The organism is Streptomyces sp. NBC_00466, assembly GCF_041433995.1.
Taxonomy (GTDB): domain Bacteria; phylum Actinomycetota; class Actinomycetes; order Streptomycetales; family Streptomycetaceae; genus Streptomyces.
The window spans coordinates 6895500-6910727 of record NZ_CP107896.1 but is presented as its reverse complement, the minus strand read 5'-3'; the positions used below and the strand labels follow the sequence as shown (position 1 = coordinate 6910727).

The window sequence follows — 15228 nt, the reverse complement described above, 5'->3', positions numbered from 1 at the left end:
GCGGTGTTCCGGTACGGATTCGGCCGCCACCGGGGCGAGCGACGGAATTGCGCGCTGCATCCGCAGTGCGTCGACCGATTCCGCGAGGAGTTCGTACTCGGTGGTGTCGTCATTGATCGCGAATCGCATGAGACCGCCGCTGGCCAGCACTTCGGCGGCCTTGTCCTGTTGCGGCCCGCCGTCCCGCCAGGCACGGAATGCACCCGGTACGTCCGGGGCGTCGGCGGGCAGTTCGAAGAGTGCCCGGTCCGGAAAGCAGCCACGGCCGGGGCTGGGATCCAGCCGTTCCGCGATCCAGGTCGCCCGGTCCCGCAGCCACCACAGGGCCAGCGGGAGAGTGGGGGCGCGGTAGGTGCCGAGCGGCACACCGACGCGTCGTCCACCGCAGACTCCGTACGCGGTGACATGGCACAGGAATTCGTCGTGCACAGCCACTCCCCCAGGGCAGTTCGCGGCCAGAGCCCCGCTCCCGGACCGGTCGTTCCCCGGCCGGAAAGTGCGGGCCTTTCACTGGTGGATCACGGTTGAATCGAACGGAATTCAATCTTCACAGTCAACGAGTATCGCCACTCCGGGCGCATTGTCACCATAGGGTTCTGGCCATATCTCTGGCATATTCCCTGTTGACCATGGCCGAAATGATTCCGGTCGCACGCCATACGGCTGGAATACGGCACTGGGGTGCGGCCCTGGGATACAGCGACGGCACACAGCACCGGACACAGAAGAGCCCCGGCTGGTCGGGGGAGGCCAGCCGGGGCGGTTCACGCGGGGACAGAGGGTCGGCGCCGAGGCGCTCCGCTCCGTTCCCACATATAGGTGAACGGTGAACCAAGCCTGGATGTTCCAGCCCGTCCGGACAGACAATGTGAGCCGCAGCACCCCACGCCGCCGGGCCCCTGGCGCCCGCCCCTGCCCCGCCCCGGCCCCGCCCTTGCCCCCGTCGGCCGGTGGCATATGCCAGAAGCACCACCGCATCGAGTGTTGCCAATTCCCTTACGGGTCTTCGCTCCCTGTGCAACAGTCGTAACCGGTCCATCCCGCAGCCCTGGCCGCGCCGCGCCCGTATCGGAGTACGTCATGCCGTCCCATGTGTTCGCGGACCGTCCCGCCCCCCAGCCACCCGAGCGGGGCACGGTTGACGCGCTCATCACCCGGACCCGCCTGCTGCGCGGGGACATGGACGCCGTACGACGTGACGCCGTGGCGGACGACGACGATGTGCAGGGCCGCTGGCAGCGCGCGCTGTGCGATCTGGCCGTCCACCACCTCGACGACCTGGGCACGCATCTGGGACAGCTCAAGGAAGGGCTGCCGGCGGCCGGGGCGGAGCCCCTCGCCGGAGAACCGTCCGGGCACGGCGCCCATGCCCACCCCGGGACCGGCGGCGGGCCGGCCTCGCTGCTCAGCCGCGTGGGCAGCGCCGACTGGAATCTCCTCACCGACGAGGTCAGCTGGTCGGACGAGCTGTACCAGATCTTCGGCCGCCCGCCGGAGAACGGGCCGCTCTCCCTGGACGAACTCCCCTCCGTGGTACTGCCCGAGGACCAGACGCGGCTCACCGCGATGGTCACCGACTGCCTGGTCGACGGAAAGCCGATCGACGGCGAGTTCCGGATCAGGCGCCCCGACTCGACCGTCCGCACCCTGCACATGATGGGCGAGCCCGTTCTCGACAGCGACGGCTGTACGGCCTCCATGTGGGCCGTACTCCGCGATGTCAGTGATCTGCGGCGCAGTGAACGCACGGTGCGCGAGACGGAGGACTCGCTCAAGCGCCGGGAGCGGATCGTCCGCACGGAGCGCCAGGTCGCCGTCGAATTACAGGAGGCCGTACTGCCGCCCTGGCGCGGTCCGGTACGGCTTCCGCAGGGCGGCCCCGCGGCACTCGACCTGGCGGCCCACTATCTGCCGTCCGCCGCGCCGTCCCGTATCGGCGGCGACTGGTACGACGCGATGGCACTCCCCGACGGCCAGTCGCTCCTCAGCGTGGGAGACCTCACCGGCCACGGCGTGGGTGCCACCTCCGCGATGGCGATGCTGCTGGGCGCACTGCGGGGAATGGCCGTGGCCGGGATCGCCCCCGGCGCCCTGATGGGCCATCTCAACGAACTTCTGGAAGCGTCCGCGCAGCCCGCTCTGGGCAGCTCGGTGTGCTGCCGTTACGACCCCGTCGCGCGGACCCTGGTCTGGGCCCAGTCGGGACACCCCGCCCCCCTGCTCTTCCGCGGGGGAACGGGGTGCGCGCTCACGCCTCCGAGCGGCGTGCTGCTCGGAGCGATGCCCGGGACGGCGTACGGACAGGCGCAGGAGCAGCTGCGGACCGGGGACGTGCTGGTCCTGCACACCGGCGGGCTGGCCGCGCACGGCGCGGACGCCCCGGGCGAGGACGGACTGCTCGCACTGGCACCGCGGTTCACCGGTGCCGGCACCGCACAGGAGTGCGTGCGGATGATCGTCGAACAGTACGGCCGCACGGAGCGTCAGGAAGACGCCTGTGTGCTGATCGCCCGCGTCGGCACCCCGTAGGACACCACTGCGCCCGGCCCACCGCCTCGCTCCGCCGCTCTCCGCTCGTCTCTCCGAACCGCCCTGCTACGCCTGGGCGTTCCTGGGCCGCTTCATCTGCTGGGGCATGGCGAGCCGGATCTCCTCCCGCAGCTCCTGGATGCTCCCGTGGCGTGCGTACTGCCCGGTGAGCCTGTACATCTCACGCAGCCGGTCCCAGGTGCGGTGCGACGAGGTCTCCCCCATCGACACCAGTGCGAGCCGGGCGTAGCGGTCGGCCTGTTCGGGGTCGTCCGCGATGAAGCAGGCGGAGGCCAGCGAGATGTAGTCGAAGATCTTCGACCGCTGGCGGCCGTTGATCCGCAGTTCGAGCGCCCGCTTGGCGTGGCCCTGGGCGATGGCGGCCGCGGACGGATCGTGGTCCGCGAGCGTGCGGTACGCCAGCGCCTGCATCCCGTGGAGATCCGCCTCGTCGAACATCTGCATCCAGCTCGGCGCGGGCTCGTCCCCGCGGTCCGACACGAACAGCTCCTCGGCCTCGCCGAGCGTGCGCCGCATGGCCTGGCCGTGGCCCAGCGAAGCCTGCGCCCAGGCCTCGATGGTGTGCAGCATGGCGCGGGTGCGCGGCAGGTTGCGCTCACCGGAGCCGCTCTGCGCGAGCTTCATCAGGTCCAGCGCCTCGTCCGGGCGGCCCAGGTGGACCATCTGGCGGGCGGCCCGGGACAGGGCCTCACCGGCGCGTGGGCGGTCGCCGCCCTCGCGCGCCGCGTGGGCGGCGATGACAAAGTACTTCTGGGCCGTGGGTTCGAGGCCGACGTCGTGGGACATCCAGCCCGCGAGTACGGCGAGGTTGGCAGCGACGCCCCACAGGCGCCGCTGGAGGGAGTCGGGGTGGTGGTAGGAGAGCATGCCTCCCACCTCGTTCAACTGGCCCACGACCGCCTTGCGCTGGAGTCCGCCGCCGCGTGAGGCGTCCCAGGCGCGGAAGATCTCGACGGAGTGCTCCAGCGCCTCGATCTCCTGCGACCCGATGGGCGCGGCCTCGTAGCGGTCGAAACCGGCGGGCTCGGCGTGCAGGGGGCGGTCGGTGCGTGGGGCGTCCGAAGCGAGGGCCGGATCGGTGTGGAGCCAGTCGTGCAGGGCGCTGCTGAGTGCGGAGCCTGCGGCAAGCGCAGCGCCTGCGCCCACCAAGCCGCGTCGGTTGAGCATGAGGTCCATTCCCGTGAATTCGGTGAGGACCGCTGCCGTCCGTTCTGGCGCCCACGGGAGGCCGTCCGGGTTCGCTGTCTCTTCCGCGTTCCCGACGGCCTGCCGTTTCCCAGCGCGCCCAGGCCGTACGAACCCGAGGTCCTCGATGGTCACGACACGGCCGAGCCGCTCGGTGAACAGGGCTGCCAACACCTTCGGCACCGGTTCGCGCGGGCTCTCGCCCATGTCGATCCAGCGCCTGACCCGCGAGGTGTCGGTCGCCAGCTGCTGGTGGCCCATGACGGCCGCCTGCCGGTTCACCAGTCTCGCGAGTTCGCCCTTGGACCAGCCGGCCAGGCCGAACAGGTCTGCCAGGCGGGTGTTGGGTTCTCCGGTCACGTCAAGCCCCCAGGTTCTCGGCTGGTTTGACAGTAACCCTGTGTCAGATGCCTCGCGACTATTCGCCAGGGTTCGCCAGGGTCCGCCAGATGGTGTGCCACCCGCGGGCCGTTGTGAGGTAGGAACGCGCCACCCCGACCCGGCGGCCGGACCGTACTCCCCAGGGTACGCACGGCCACCGGGGCGGGCAGCGCAGGTAACCCGTCGGCACACGAAGGGATCTGTATCCCCATGTACACAGCGTCGTCCTCCGTGTCCGCCCCATCCCGGCCGCACCGTTCCCTCCCTGCCGGTGGCGGACCGTACCTGGACCCCTCCCACGCAGCTGCGGCGCTCGGCACCGGGCGGCTCCGGCGGACGGCGGGACCGGGCGCCCAACCGCTCAGCGGGAGGCTCGACTTGTCCGGCCCCCAGGGCGCGCAGCTGCGCATGGCGATCACTTCGGTTCAGCGCATCTGCCCCGAGTTCAACCCCGTACAGATACTGCGCCGGAGCAGTCGCTCGGTTCTGCTCGTCGGAACGACCGGGCGGGCGACGGCAGTTGCCAAGTGTCTGATCGACCAGTCCCCCGCCTGGGCGGAGAGCTTCCGCCACGAAATAGCTGCATACCGTACGTTCGTCCGGCACCGCCCACCGGTCCGGGTACCGCGGCTCATCGCCGCGGATCCCGAGAACTGCACACTGGTGATCGAGCGGATGGCCGGACGAGCGGCGGCACTTCAGCGCCACCCTGTGGAAGCCCCGCCGCGCGCGGATCTGCGGGCGGTCCTCGGCGCGGTCGCCCGGGTGAACGCCTGGCGGCCGCCGGGCGGGCTGTTCGGCCAGCCCCTCGACTACGCGTCCCGGATCGCCAGGTACCACGAGCTCGGGCTCTTCACCGACCGGGACCTCGGCGACCTCCAGAAGCTGCTGCACGGCCTCGCGCACTCCGGCGGCCGGCAGGGCATGGGCCAGTTCTGCCACGGTGACGCGCTGCTCTCCAACATCCTGCTGTCACCGGCGGGCCCGGTGCTGGTCGACTGGGAGCACGCGGGCTGGTATCTGCCGGGGTACGACCTGGCGACGCTGTGGTCCGTACTGGGCGAGGCGCCGGTGGCGCGGCGCCAGATCAGCCAGCTGGCACAGGCCGCGGGCCCCGCGGCCAGGGACGCCTTCCTGGTGAACCTGATGCTGGTGCTGACCCGTGAGATCCGTACGTACGAGACGGCTGTCCAGCGCACCATCCGCGAGGGCGCGCCGGCCGGTGCGGGCCAGCAGCCGCAGGCCGGTGTGCTCTCGCACGGCGAGGAGCAGCGGCTGCTGCTCAGGCGGCTGCACGACGACTGCGCCCTGGCCCGCCGCGCCGTCCGCGCGGCGGTCGGTACCCGCTGAACCGCGGGGCCCGGCGCCGGGTTCCCGGGGGTGAGGGGGAAGCGCGGTGCGCGCCCGGTGCCGACACACCGGGCGCGCACCGCGCTGTCCTCGTACGGTCACCGCCGGAGGGCGCCGCTGATCTGAGTGGGCGTCAGTGAGTGCGCACGATGTCGACGTCGGACGCCTTGACGAAGGCCACCCGGTGTCCGATCTGCACGGTCACATACCGGGTGGCGCCGGGGAAGTACGTGTGGTCGTACGGGTAGGAGGCGTCGATCGTCGGGGCGTAGTAGTAGCCGGTGGGCGCCTCGCCGCCGCCGGGGTAGGCCTGGCCCTGCTTGATCGTGTACGGCAGGGGCGTGCCCAGGCGGCCGCCGGTGAAGTCCGCCGGATACTCGCTCTTGTCCGGGTAGGCCACCCCGTACACCGGCACATCGGTCCGGCCGGCCTTCGGCCTGACCACGTATCCGGATGCCGGTGTGGTGGTCCTGGTGTGCGCCGGGCTCTGGAACCAGGCCTTCTGGCCGTACCACCAGATCGCGGTCCAGCCGGGTACGCGGCCGGCGACCACGGCCTGCTGCGACGCGCTGATCTTGCTGCCCCAGTCGGCGGCGCAGTTGGTGCCGGGCTTGCCGTCGGTGTGCAGTGCCGGGTCGGAGAAGAGCGGTGATCCGGTGGAGGGCCCGGTGTGGAGCGGCACCGCGCTCGACGCCTGCGCCGGGAGGTCCACGTTCTTCTCGCAGTCGCGGAACTTCTGGATGTTCTCCTTGAACACCGGGCTGATGGTGACGAGTTGGCTGCGGGGCGAGGCGGTCGGGACGGTGGGCCTGCCCACCAGCTTCATGAAGTAGTCCCAGTCCCAGTACGGTCCGGGGTCCCAGTGCATGGCTGGCGTCCCGGCGGTGCTGGTGGGCGGGACGTTGTCGTGGCCGATGATGTGCTGGCGGTCCAGCGGGATGTCGTACTTGGCCGCGAGATAGCGCACCAGGGCGGCCGTCGAGCGGTACATCGCCGGGGTGAACCACTTGGAGCCCTCGGTCGCGACGCCTTCCTGCTCGATCCCGATGGACTGCTGGTTGATGTACCAGTTGCCCGCCTGCCAGGCGATGTCCTTGTCCTTGACCATCTGCGCCACATGGCCGTCGCCGGAGCGGACCACGTAGTGCGCGGACGTCTGGCTGTGCGGGTCCTGGAAGATCTGCAGCGTCTTGTCGAAGGTTTCCTCGGTGTCGTGCAGGACGATGTACTTGATCTTCCCGGTGTGCGGGCGGTCCGCGGTGTCGTAGTTGCCGTACGTCTCCTTGTCGGCGGGATCACCGGTCTGCTGATAGGCGGCGGGGGCCCACTCGCAGTCGAGGGTGCGGGGGCACTCCGGCCGGGTGTCCGGGGAGGTCGCCTGCGCCGCCGGGCTGAGCAGGGCGAGGCCGAAGGTGCTCGCGGTGGTCAGCGCGAGCGCAAGTCTGATCCGTTGCTTGGACGTCATGACGGCCCTTCTTGCCGGGAGTTGCGCCGTGGTGATCTCTCGAACGGTATGGGCGCACTCTCCGACGTGAGTGATGGCACGTCAAGAGCGCCGCACGGGGCGGCTGTTGAAACAGTTGTACAGACCACTGGCATGGCCGATGACCAGCGCGAACGGCGCGGCAACCAGGCTCTGGCAGAGCCGTGTCACCCGGCTTCTGCGTAAGGGAGCGGTGCTCGCACCTGCGGGGCCGGGCGTGCGGGACGGGACTCAGCCCTGCTGGAACATCTCCGCGGGCAGCGGCTTCAGAAGGGCGTACAGGTCGTCCGTGATCGGCCGGTCCCAGCTGGCGATGGTGACCAGGACCTTGTCACTGCGGTCGAACTGGACGCAGGAGATCCGGCTCTCCGAGAGCTTCAGGCGCCGGACGATGAGGAGGTTGTCGCCCTGCATCACCGGCATGTCCTCGGTGTCGAGCACCTCGATGGGCTCGTCGTTCTCCAGCGCCGCGAGCAGTTGCGCCACCTCGAAGGGGATCTGGCCCTCGGCGACCTCACGGGCGGGCGAGCCCTCCGGCAGATTCCCGATGATCATCGCGGGGCCGCGGCCGCCGAAGAGGTCGTACCGCAGGAAGACGCCCTGGCAGGTCCCGTCGGGTGCGGGAAGGAGTCCGGCGCCGAGGTTGCCGGGCCAGTCACCCGGGTCCATGGCCAGGACGTCGAAGTCCGGGCCCGCGGGAGTGGCGGCGCTGCGGCGGCGGAGGAAGGACATACAGCCATGGTACGTGGCCCCGTCGGCCCGTCGAAGCCGGGGCCGGGGCTGCGGGGACCGGCCCTGATCGTCCTGGTGCCCGCCGCGCGGAAGCTCAGCGTGGACCGGCGGGCACACCCTGTACACCGGGCGCCACGGGCGCCGGGCGGACCGCCGCGGCCCGCTGCGGGCCCGGGCGCCGGCCCTGCGGGGACCGGCCGTCACGTCAGGTCGAAGTCGCCCTCCCGGGCGCCCAGGACGAAGGCCCGCCACTCGCCCGGATCGAAGATCAGTGACGGGCTGCCCGGTTTGCCGCTGTTGCGCATCGCGATGAAGCCCTCCACGAAGGCGATCTGCACGTCGCCCCGCCCCTGGCTCCCCGACTGCCAGTCCGCGTCGCTGAGATCGAGGTCCGGCTTGTCCCAGCCCGCAAGGGTCCGCTGGGGGGTGGTGCTCTCGGCCACGTCCGTGCTCCTCCCGGTTCGTCGTGCGTGGCCACCCTAGCGATCCGTGCGGGCGACGGACAGGCCACAGCTGTTCGGTGCGGTCAGCCGGTGGGCGGCTCGGCACCCACCAGCCACATGGAGAAGAACTGCGAGCCGCCGCCGTAGGCGTGCCCGAGCGCCTTGCGGGCGCCGTCCACCTGGTGCTCCCCGGCCGCGCCGCGCACCTGGAGGGCGGCCTCGGCGAACCGGATCATGCCGGAGGCACCGATGGGGTTGGTGGAGAGCACTCCGCCGGAGGGGTTCACCGGAAGGTCGCCGTCCATCTCGGTGGCGCCGGACTCGGTGAGTTTCCAGCCCTCGCCCTCGGCCGCGAAGCCCAGGTTCTCCAGCCACATCGGCTCGTACCAGGAGAACGGGACGTACATCTCGACGGCGTCGATCTCCCGGCGGGGGTCGGTGATGCCCGCCTGCCGGTAGACATCGGCGGCGCAGTCCTTGCCCGCCTGCGGGGAGACGAAGTCCTTGCCCGCGAAGAGCGTGGGTTCGCTGCGCATCGCGCCACCGTGCATCCAGGCGGGCGGCCGGGGCGAACGGGCCGCCCCCGCACGGTCGGTGAGGACCATCGCGCACGCTCCGTCCGACGACGGGCAGGTCTCGGAGTAGCGGACCGGATCCCACAGCATGGGAGACGCCTGGACCTTCTCCAGGGTGATGTCCTTCTCGTGCAGATGCGCGTAGGGGTTCTTCAGCGCGTTGCGGCGGTCCTTGTACGCGACGAGCGAGCCGACCGTGTCGGGCGCCCCGGCCCTGCGCATATAGGCGCGCACATGCGGGGCGAAGAACCCGCCCGCTCCGGCCAGCAGGGGCTGCTGGAACGGTACGGGGAGGGAGAGGCCCCACATGGCGTTGGACTCGGACTGCTTCTCGAAGGCGAGGGTGAGCACCGTCCGGTGCACCCGGGACGCGACCAGGTTGGAGGCGACGAGCGTAGTCGATCCGCCCACCGAGCCCGCCGTGTGCACACGCATCATGGGCTTGCCGACGGCGCCCAGCGCGTCGGCCAGGTAGAGCTCCGGCATCATCACGCCCTCGAAGAAGTCCGGGGCCTTGCCGATGACGACGGCGTCGATGTCCGCCCAGGTCAGCTCGGCGTCGCTCAGGGCGCGTTGGGCGGCTTCGCGGACAAGTCCGGCGATGGACACGTCGTGCCGGGCGGCGACGTGGTGGGTCTGGCCGATACCGACGACGGCCACGGGTTCCTTGCCGGTCGCACCTCGGTTGTTCGCTGGCTGGTTGTTCACTGGGCCTCTCCTTCGAGGACGGCGACCAGGTTCTGTTGCAGGCACGGGCCGGATGTGGCGTGCGCGAGGGCCCGGTCGGACTCACCGCGGTGGATCCGGGCCGCGGCCTCGCCGAGCCGGATGAGCCCGGCCGCCATGACGGGGTTGGCGGCGAGGGCGCCGCCCGACGGGTTGACGCGTACGTCGTCGGCGAGCCGGAGTGCCTTGCGCAGGACGACTTCCTGGGAGGTGAAGGGCGCGTGCAGTTCGGCGGTGTCGACGGGGCGCTCGAAGGCCCCGGCCCGTTCGGCGGCCAGCCGGGCGGACGGCGAGTCGGTGAGGTCGCGTACGCCGAGGCTGTGGGCCTCGATGCGGTGGTCCATCCCCCGGATCCAGGCGGGTCGCTCGCACAGGTCGCGTGCCCGGTCGCCCGCCGCCAGCACGACGGCCGCCGCGCCGTCCCCGATGGGCGGGCAGTCGCCGGTGCGCAGCGGGCGCACCAGGTAGTCGCCCTGCGGCCGGGCGCCGGGCAGTTGGGCGTGCGAGTTGCCGGCCGCGTCCCCGCGGCTGCGGGCGGCGACCCCGGCGAGCGCGGGCTCGTCGGTCTCGCCGGCGTCGATCAGTGCCTGCGCCTGGAGCGCGGCGAGCGCGACGGAGTCGGGCCAGAGCGGGGCGACGTAGTAGGGGTCGAGCTGCCGGGTCAGTACGTCCCTGACCGATCCGGGCGATGACTTGCCGTACGAGTAGACGAGGGCGGTGTCGGCCTCGCCGGTCAGCAGTTTCACCCACGCCTCGTACAGCGCCCAGGCCCCGTCCATCTCCACATGGGACTCGGAGATCGGGGGCCAGGCTCCGACGCCGTCGAGCGTCATCGTGAACGAGAAGGCCCGGCCTGCCAGATAGTCGCTCGACCCGGAGCAGGTGAAGCCGATGTCGCTGGTTTTCAACCCGGTCTGCGCGAGCACGCGGTGCAGGACCGGCATCACCATCTCGACCTCGGAGCACTCGTCGGTGCGCCGCAGGTGGTCGCTCTGTGCGAAGGCGACGATCGCGATGTCCCGCATCAGATCAGCTCCTTGTACGTGTCGTAGTCGGCGTCGGGCTCGCCGGTGGGCCGGTAGTGGTCGGGGAACCGGGCGCCCTCGGTCCACACCGGCTCGACGCGCAGCCCCATCCGTACCTGGTCGTACGGGATGCCGCCGATCCGGCCGTGCAGGGCGAGGCCCGCGCCGTCGAGGGCGATGTGCCCGTAGACATAGGGCACTTCGATGTCGAGGCCGCGGGCCTTGATGTTGACGATGCAGTACGTGGTGAGGGTGCCGGCCGGGCCGACCTCGACCCGGTCGGTCGTCGCGACCCCGCAGGTGGGGCAGGCGCCGCGCGGGGGTACGTAGACCTTGGCGCAGGAGGGGCAGCGCTCGCCGACGGTCTTCCGGTCGGCGAGCGCGTTGATGTAGTCGCTCTGCGCGCGGCCGGGGCTGTAGACGTAGTCGAGGCGCGCGGGGGCGGTGATGCCGGTGACGAGGTCGTCGAACAGCCCGCTGTGCGCGGGCGCGGCGGTCCCGGCCGCGGTTCCGCCCTCGCCCTCGCTCTCGTACGGCTCGAAGCAGGCGATGTCCGTGATGGCTCCGGTGCGTTCGGCGGCCCAGCGGATGCGTATGCGCTGCCCGGAGTGCACGGCTTCGGGTCCCGGGACGTCGAGAACGTGCAGCAGGGCGGTGTCTGCGCCGTCGAGTTTCACCAGGACCCAGGCGAAGGGTGTCGTGAGTGGCTGGCCGCGGCGCGGGGACGCGTTCCAGGCCCAGGTGGTGACGGTGCCGGTGGGGGCGACCTCGACCAGGTCGCGTATCTCGTCGGCGGTGACGGGGTCGTACTCGACCGGCGGGACGAGGACCGTGCCGTCGCCGGTCCGCACCCCCAGTACGGTGCGCTCGCGCAGCCCGGTGAGGAAGGCGCTCTGCACGGGTCCGAGGGAGCGGGTGAAGGGGAACTCGACGACGAGGGGGGCGCGGAGCACCTCCGGTGAGGGAGCGGCTGTCATGGGTGGGCTCCAAATTCTCCGCTGCGGGCGGGGGCTCGTCCGGCGGGTGCCGGAGCGTCGGAAGGGGAACCGGTGCCGGCCGGGGGCCGGCGCGGGACGTGTTCGCGCGGTCAGGCCCTGCGGTAGACGGGCGGCCGCTTCTCGGCGAAGGCGCGTGAGCCCTCCTTGGCGTCCGCGGTGTCGAAGACGGGCCAGCCGCGGTCCAGTTCGGCCTTCAGCCCCTCGGCCTCGGTCAGTTCGGCCGTCTCGTAGACCGAGGCCTTGACGGCTTCCACGGCGAGCGGCCCGCAGACGTTGATCTGCGCGGCGATCTCCAGGGCCTTCTCCAGCGCGGTGCCGTCGGGCACCACATGGCCGATGAGACCGACGGCCGCCGCTTCGGCCGCGGTGTACGGGCGGCCGGTGAGCAGCATCTCCAGCGCGTGGGTGCGGGGGATCTGGCGCTGCAGGCGCACCGTGGAGCCGCCGATCGGGAACAGGCCGCGCTTGACCTCGAAGAGGCCGAAGGTGGCGCTCTCGGCGCCGACCCGGATGTCGGTGCCCTGGAGGATCTCGGTGCCTCCGGCGACGCAGTACCCCTCGACTGCGGCGATCACCGGTTTGCGGGGCCGGTGGTGGCGCAGCATCGCCTTCCAGTGCAGATCCGGGTCGGCCTTGAGCCGGTCGCGGTACTGCTCGCCCTCCATTCCGGCGCCGGCCAGGGCCTTGAGGTCCATGCCGGCGCAGAAGGCGCCGCCTGCTCCGGTGAGCACCACCGAGCGGATCTCGTCGTCCTCGTCGGCCGCCAGCCAGCCGTCGTAGAGCCCTACCAGCATCGGCAGCGAGAGCGCGTTCTTCGCCTCCGGCCTGTTCAGAGTGAGCACCAGCGTGGCGCCTTCGCGCCGCACGGTGAGGTGTTCCGTACCACCCATGGCCGTCCTCCCGTTTCAGGATCTGGGCGCCTCTGAGGATCTGAGCCGGATCGGCGAGCGGCGCGTAGACAGGTTGCAGTAGGCGGGGTTGCAGTTCAATAGTTTTCTGACAGTCAGTCAGATTTCTTCGCGGGGGGCCTTCCTACTTTCCGCGCGCGGCGCTGTAATGACGCCGGGTCACTGGACGCCGGCGTCAGGAGATGTGGTGGAGTACAACCTTGCCGACCTGTTCGAGTCCGTCGTCGACGCGGTCCCGGACCGCGAGGCGCTCGTGTTCATCGACCATCCCGGTACGGGCGCGGAGCGCAGACTCACGTACGCCGCGCTGGACAGCGCGGCCAACCGCATCGCGCACCATCTGGCCGACAGCGGCATCCGCCCCGGCGAGCACCTGGGGCTGCACCTGTACAACGGGGTGGAGTATCTGCAGACCGTGCTCGCCTGCCTCAAGGCGCGGATCGTGCCGGTCAATGTCAACTACCGCTATGTCGAAGAGGAGTTGGTCTACCTTTACCGGGACGCGGATCTGGCGGCGCTGGTCTTCGACGGCGAGTTCACCGAGCGGGTCGCGGCGGCGCTGCCGAAGACCGAGAAGCTGCGCCATCTGATACGGGTGGGCGAGCCCCCCGAGGGGGCGCCGGAGCCCGGCGTCCGGCCGGTGGCGTACGCCGACGCGGAGGCGGCCGGGTCCCCGGAGCGCGGCTTCGGACCCCGGTCGGCCGACGACCAGTTCATCATCTACACCGGCGGCACCACCGGGATGCCGAAGGGCGTGATGTGGCGTGCGGAGGACCTGTTCTTCTCCGGCCTGGGCGGCGGCGCCCCCACCGGCGAGCCGGTCGGCGCGCCGGAGGAACTGGCCGAGCGGGTGGCCGCGGGCGGCGACGGGATCACCTTCTTCCCCACTCCCCCGCTGATGCACGGCACGTCAACCCTGACCGCCTTCATCGCCTTCAACTTCGGCCAGCGGATCGTGATCCACCGGAAGTTCGCCCCGGAGGAGGTGCTCCGCACCATCGAGAAGGAGAAGGTCACCAGTGTGTCGCTGGTGGGCGACGCGATGTTGCGACCGCTGATCGACGCGCTCAGCGGGCCCCTCAGCGGTACCGACTGCTCCTCGCTGTTCAGCGTCTCCAGTTCGGGCGCCATCATGTCGGATACGGTGCGCGCGCAGTTCCAGGAGCTGGTGCCGACGGCGATGCTGCTGAACAACTTCGGCTCATCGGAGTCCGGGTTCAACGGCACGGCGACCCCCGACTCGGGCCCCGACAAGGGGTTCAGGCTGCGGATGAACTCCCGTACCGCGGTGGTTGATCCGGCCACCTACCGGCAGGTGGCCGTCGGCGAGGTGGGCCGGATCGCGCAGCGCGGGCATGTCCCGCTCGGCTACTACAACGACCCGGCGAAGACGGCCGAGACCTTCTTCCAGACCGACGGCGAGCGGTGGGTGCTGCTCGGCGACATGGCGACCGTCGACGACGAGGGCATCGTCACCGTCCTGGGGCGCGGCTCGCAGTGCATCAACACCGGTGGCGAGAAGGTGTATCCGGAGGAGGTCGAGCAGGCGCTCAAGTCCCACCCGGATGTGTACGACGCCCTGGTCGCGGGAGTGCCGGACGCCCGGTGGGGCAATCATGTGGCGGCCGTGGTGCAGGTACGCGCCGGGGCCGATGAACCCAGCCTGGACGACATCCAGGCGCACTGCCGCAGCAGGATCGCCGGGTACAAGGTGCCCAGGCAGCTGGTGATAGCACCGGAGATCCAGCGCTCGCCGAGCGGCAAGGCCGACTACCGCTGGGCGCGCGGGGTGGCGGTCGCCGCCGACTGAACCGGAGCCGGACGACCAGGCCGGGCGGAACCGCGGAAGGTGGCACGGTAGGCGCTCGGGGAGACCCCGAGCGCCTCGTGCAGATGGTTGCGGAAGGACGCCGCTGTCCCGAACCCGGCGTCCGCCGCCACCCGCTCGACCGGCAGGTCGGTCTCCTCCAGAAGCTGTCTGGCCAGGTCGACCCGGCGCTGGGTGAGCCACTGGACGGGGGTGAGGCCGACCTCCTCGCAGAAGCGGCGTGAGAAGGTGCGGGTGCTCATCGCGGCGCGGGCCGCCAGCGCGTCCAGGGTGATGCGCTCCCCCAGGTGCTCGAGCGCCCAGGCGCGCGCCGCACCGGTCGGCAGCGGTGCGGGGGCCGGTACCGGGCAGGGCACGAACTGCGCCTGGCCGCCCTCCCGGTGGGGCGGGACCACCGTGGCGCGGGCTACCGCGTTGGCCACGGCGGCGCCGTGGTCGCTGCGGATCATGTGCAGGCAGAGGTCGATGCCGGAGGCCACACCGGCCGAGGTGAGGACGCCCCGGTCGTCGGTGTAGAGCACATCGGGGTCGACCTCCACCGCCGGGTGGAGCCGCCGCAGGTCGGCGGCCGAGCGCCAGTGGGTGGTGGCGCGCCTGCCGTCCAGGAATCCGGCCGCGGCCAGCACGAAGGAGCCGGTGCAGATGGAGGCGAGGCGGGTCCCGGGGCGGATCCGCGCGAAGGCGTCGGCGAGCGCGGGCGGCAGATACGGGGCTTCGCGCGGGGAGTAGTCCTCGTCCGATGCCGGGACGACCACGGTGTCCGCCTCGGTGAGCAGTTCGGGCCCGAGGGTGACGTTGACGGTCACATCGGCCTCGGTCCGGATCTCCCCCGGCTCGACCGTGCAGGTCAGGACCGTGTACAGCGGCTCGCCCGCCGCCGACACAGCGCCTCTGAACAGCCGGTGGACGATACCGAGTTCCATGGGCAGCAGCCCGTGGCGCACGAGGACGGCCACCCGGTGGCGCCCGCCGGGGCCTGCTGTGCCGCCGAAGAGAGTCATGGCGAGATCCTTGCACATCATGTCCATCTCGCCACTGGTACCG

General features: G+C 71.2%; 12 protein-coding genes and 1 pseudogene. 3 read left to right on the top strand and 10 right to left on the bottom strand.

The window, feature by feature from the left end; translation table 11 throughout:
• Positions 1 to 24: 24 nt before the first annotated feature.
• A pseudogene (locus OG210_RS31030) lies at positions 25 to 429 on the bottom strand (hypothetical protein); the annotation flags it as partial.
• A gap of 651 nt (positions 430 to 1080) precedes the next feature.
• On the opposite strand from OG210_RS31030, the gene OG210_RS31025 reads away from it, so the two are divergent.
• The gene (locus OG210_RS31025; RefSeq protein WP_371539858.1) at positions 1081 to 2529 is read left to right on the top strand and encodes a PP2C family protein-serine/threonine phosphatase; all 1449 of its coding nucleotides are present in this window, start codon (positions 1081 to 1083) and stop codon (positions 2527 to 2529) included.
• A 66-nt stretch (positions 2530 to 2595) separates the two neighbouring features.
• Here OG210_RS31025 and OG210_RS31020 read toward each other — a convergent pair whose 3' ends face one another.
• Entirely contained in the window at positions 2596 to 4095 is a 1500-nt protein-coding gene (locus OG210_RS31020; RefSeq protein WP_328323521.1) for a hypothetical protein, read from the bottom strand.
• A gap of 231 nt (positions 4096 to 4326) precedes the next feature.
• Between OG210_RS31020 and OG210_RS31015 the strand changes: the two genes are divergently transcribed.
• Complete coding sequence (locus OG210_RS31015; protein ID WP_328323523.1) at positions 4327 to 5466, top strand: aminoglycoside phosphotransferase family protein; 1140 nt, start codon at positions 4327 to 4329, stop codon at positions 5464 to 5466.
• A gap of 133 nt (positions 5467 to 5599) precedes the next feature.
• Here the strand turns inward: OG210_RS31015 and OG210_RS31010 are convergent, their stop codons facing one another.
• The 7 genes from OG210_RS31010 to OG210_RS30980 all read right to left on the bottom strand — a co-directional run bounded on the left by OG210_RS31010 (position 5600) and on the right by OG210_RS30980 (position 12338).
• The gene (locus OG210_RS31010) at positions 5600 to 6931 is read right to left on the bottom strand and encodes a peptidoglycan recognition family protein (protein ID WP_328323525.1); all 1332 of its coding nucleotides are present in this window, start codon (positions 6929 to 6931) and stop codon (positions 5600 to 5602) included.
• Between the two features lie 249 nt (positions 6932 to 7180).
• Positions 7181 to 7681, bottom strand: a complete 501-nt coding sequence (locus OG210_RS31005; RefSeq protein ID WP_328323527.1) for a hypothetical protein — start codon at positions 7679 to 7681, stop codon at positions 7181 to 7183.
• 200 nt (positions 7682 to 7881) lie between these two features.
• Complete coding sequence (locus OG210_RS31000; protein ID WP_328323529.1) at positions 7882 to 8124, bottom strand: DUF397 domain-containing protein; 243 nt, start codon at positions 8122 to 8124, stop codon at positions 7882 to 7884.
• An 83-nt stretch (positions 8125 to 8207) separates the two neighbouring features.
• Positions 8208 to 9407, bottom strand: a complete 1200-nt coding sequence (locus OG210_RS30995) for a thiolase domain-containing protein (protein WP_328323531.1) — start codon at positions 9405 to 9407, stop codon at positions 8208 to 8210.
• Positions 9404 to 10450 carry a thiolase domain-containing protein gene (locus OG210_RS30990; RefSeq protein ID WP_328323533.1) on the bottom strand — a complete coding sequence of 349 codons (1047 nt, stop codon included), beginning with the start codon at positions 10448 to 10450 and terminating at the stop codon, positions 9404 to 9406. The genes OG210_RS30995 and OG210_RS30990 overlap by 4 nt, the downstream gene beginning before the upstream one ends.
• Positions 10450 to 11427 carry an OB-fold domain-containing protein gene (locus tag OG210_RS30985; RefSeq protein ID WP_328323536.1) on the bottom strand — a complete coding sequence of 326 codons (978 nt, stop codon included), beginning with the start codon at positions 11425 to 11427 and terminating at the stop codon, positions 10450 to 10452. Before OG210_RS30985 ends, OG210_RS30990 begins: the two co-directional genes overlap by 1 nt.
• Before the next feature lie 110 nt (positions 11428 to 11537).
• Entirely contained in the window at positions 11538 to 12338 is an 801-nt protein-coding gene (locus OG210_RS30980; protein ID WP_371539852.1) for a crotonase/enoyl-CoA hydratase family protein, read from the bottom strand.
• A gap of 205 nt (positions 12339 to 12543) precedes the next feature.
• Here OG210_RS30980 and OG210_RS30975 point away from each other — a divergent pair, with 205 nt between their 5' ends.
• On the top strand, positions 12544 to 14166 hold the full coding sequence (locus OG210_RS30975) for an acyl-CoA synthetase (protein ID WP_371539849.1): 1623 nt from the start codon (positions 12544 to 12546) through the stop codon (positions 14164 to 14166).
• Here OG210_RS30975 and OG210_RS30970 read toward each other — a convergent pair.
• Complete coding sequence (locus tag OG210_RS30970) at positions 14127 to 15212, bottom strand: GlxA family transcriptional regulator (RefSeq protein ID WP_371539846.1); 1086 nt, start codon at positions 15210 to 15212, stop codon at positions 14127 to 14129. The two genes, OG210_RS30975 and OG210_RS30970, sit on opposite strands and share 40 nt — an antisense overlap.
• Positions 15213 to 15228 lie beyond the last annotated feature (16 nt).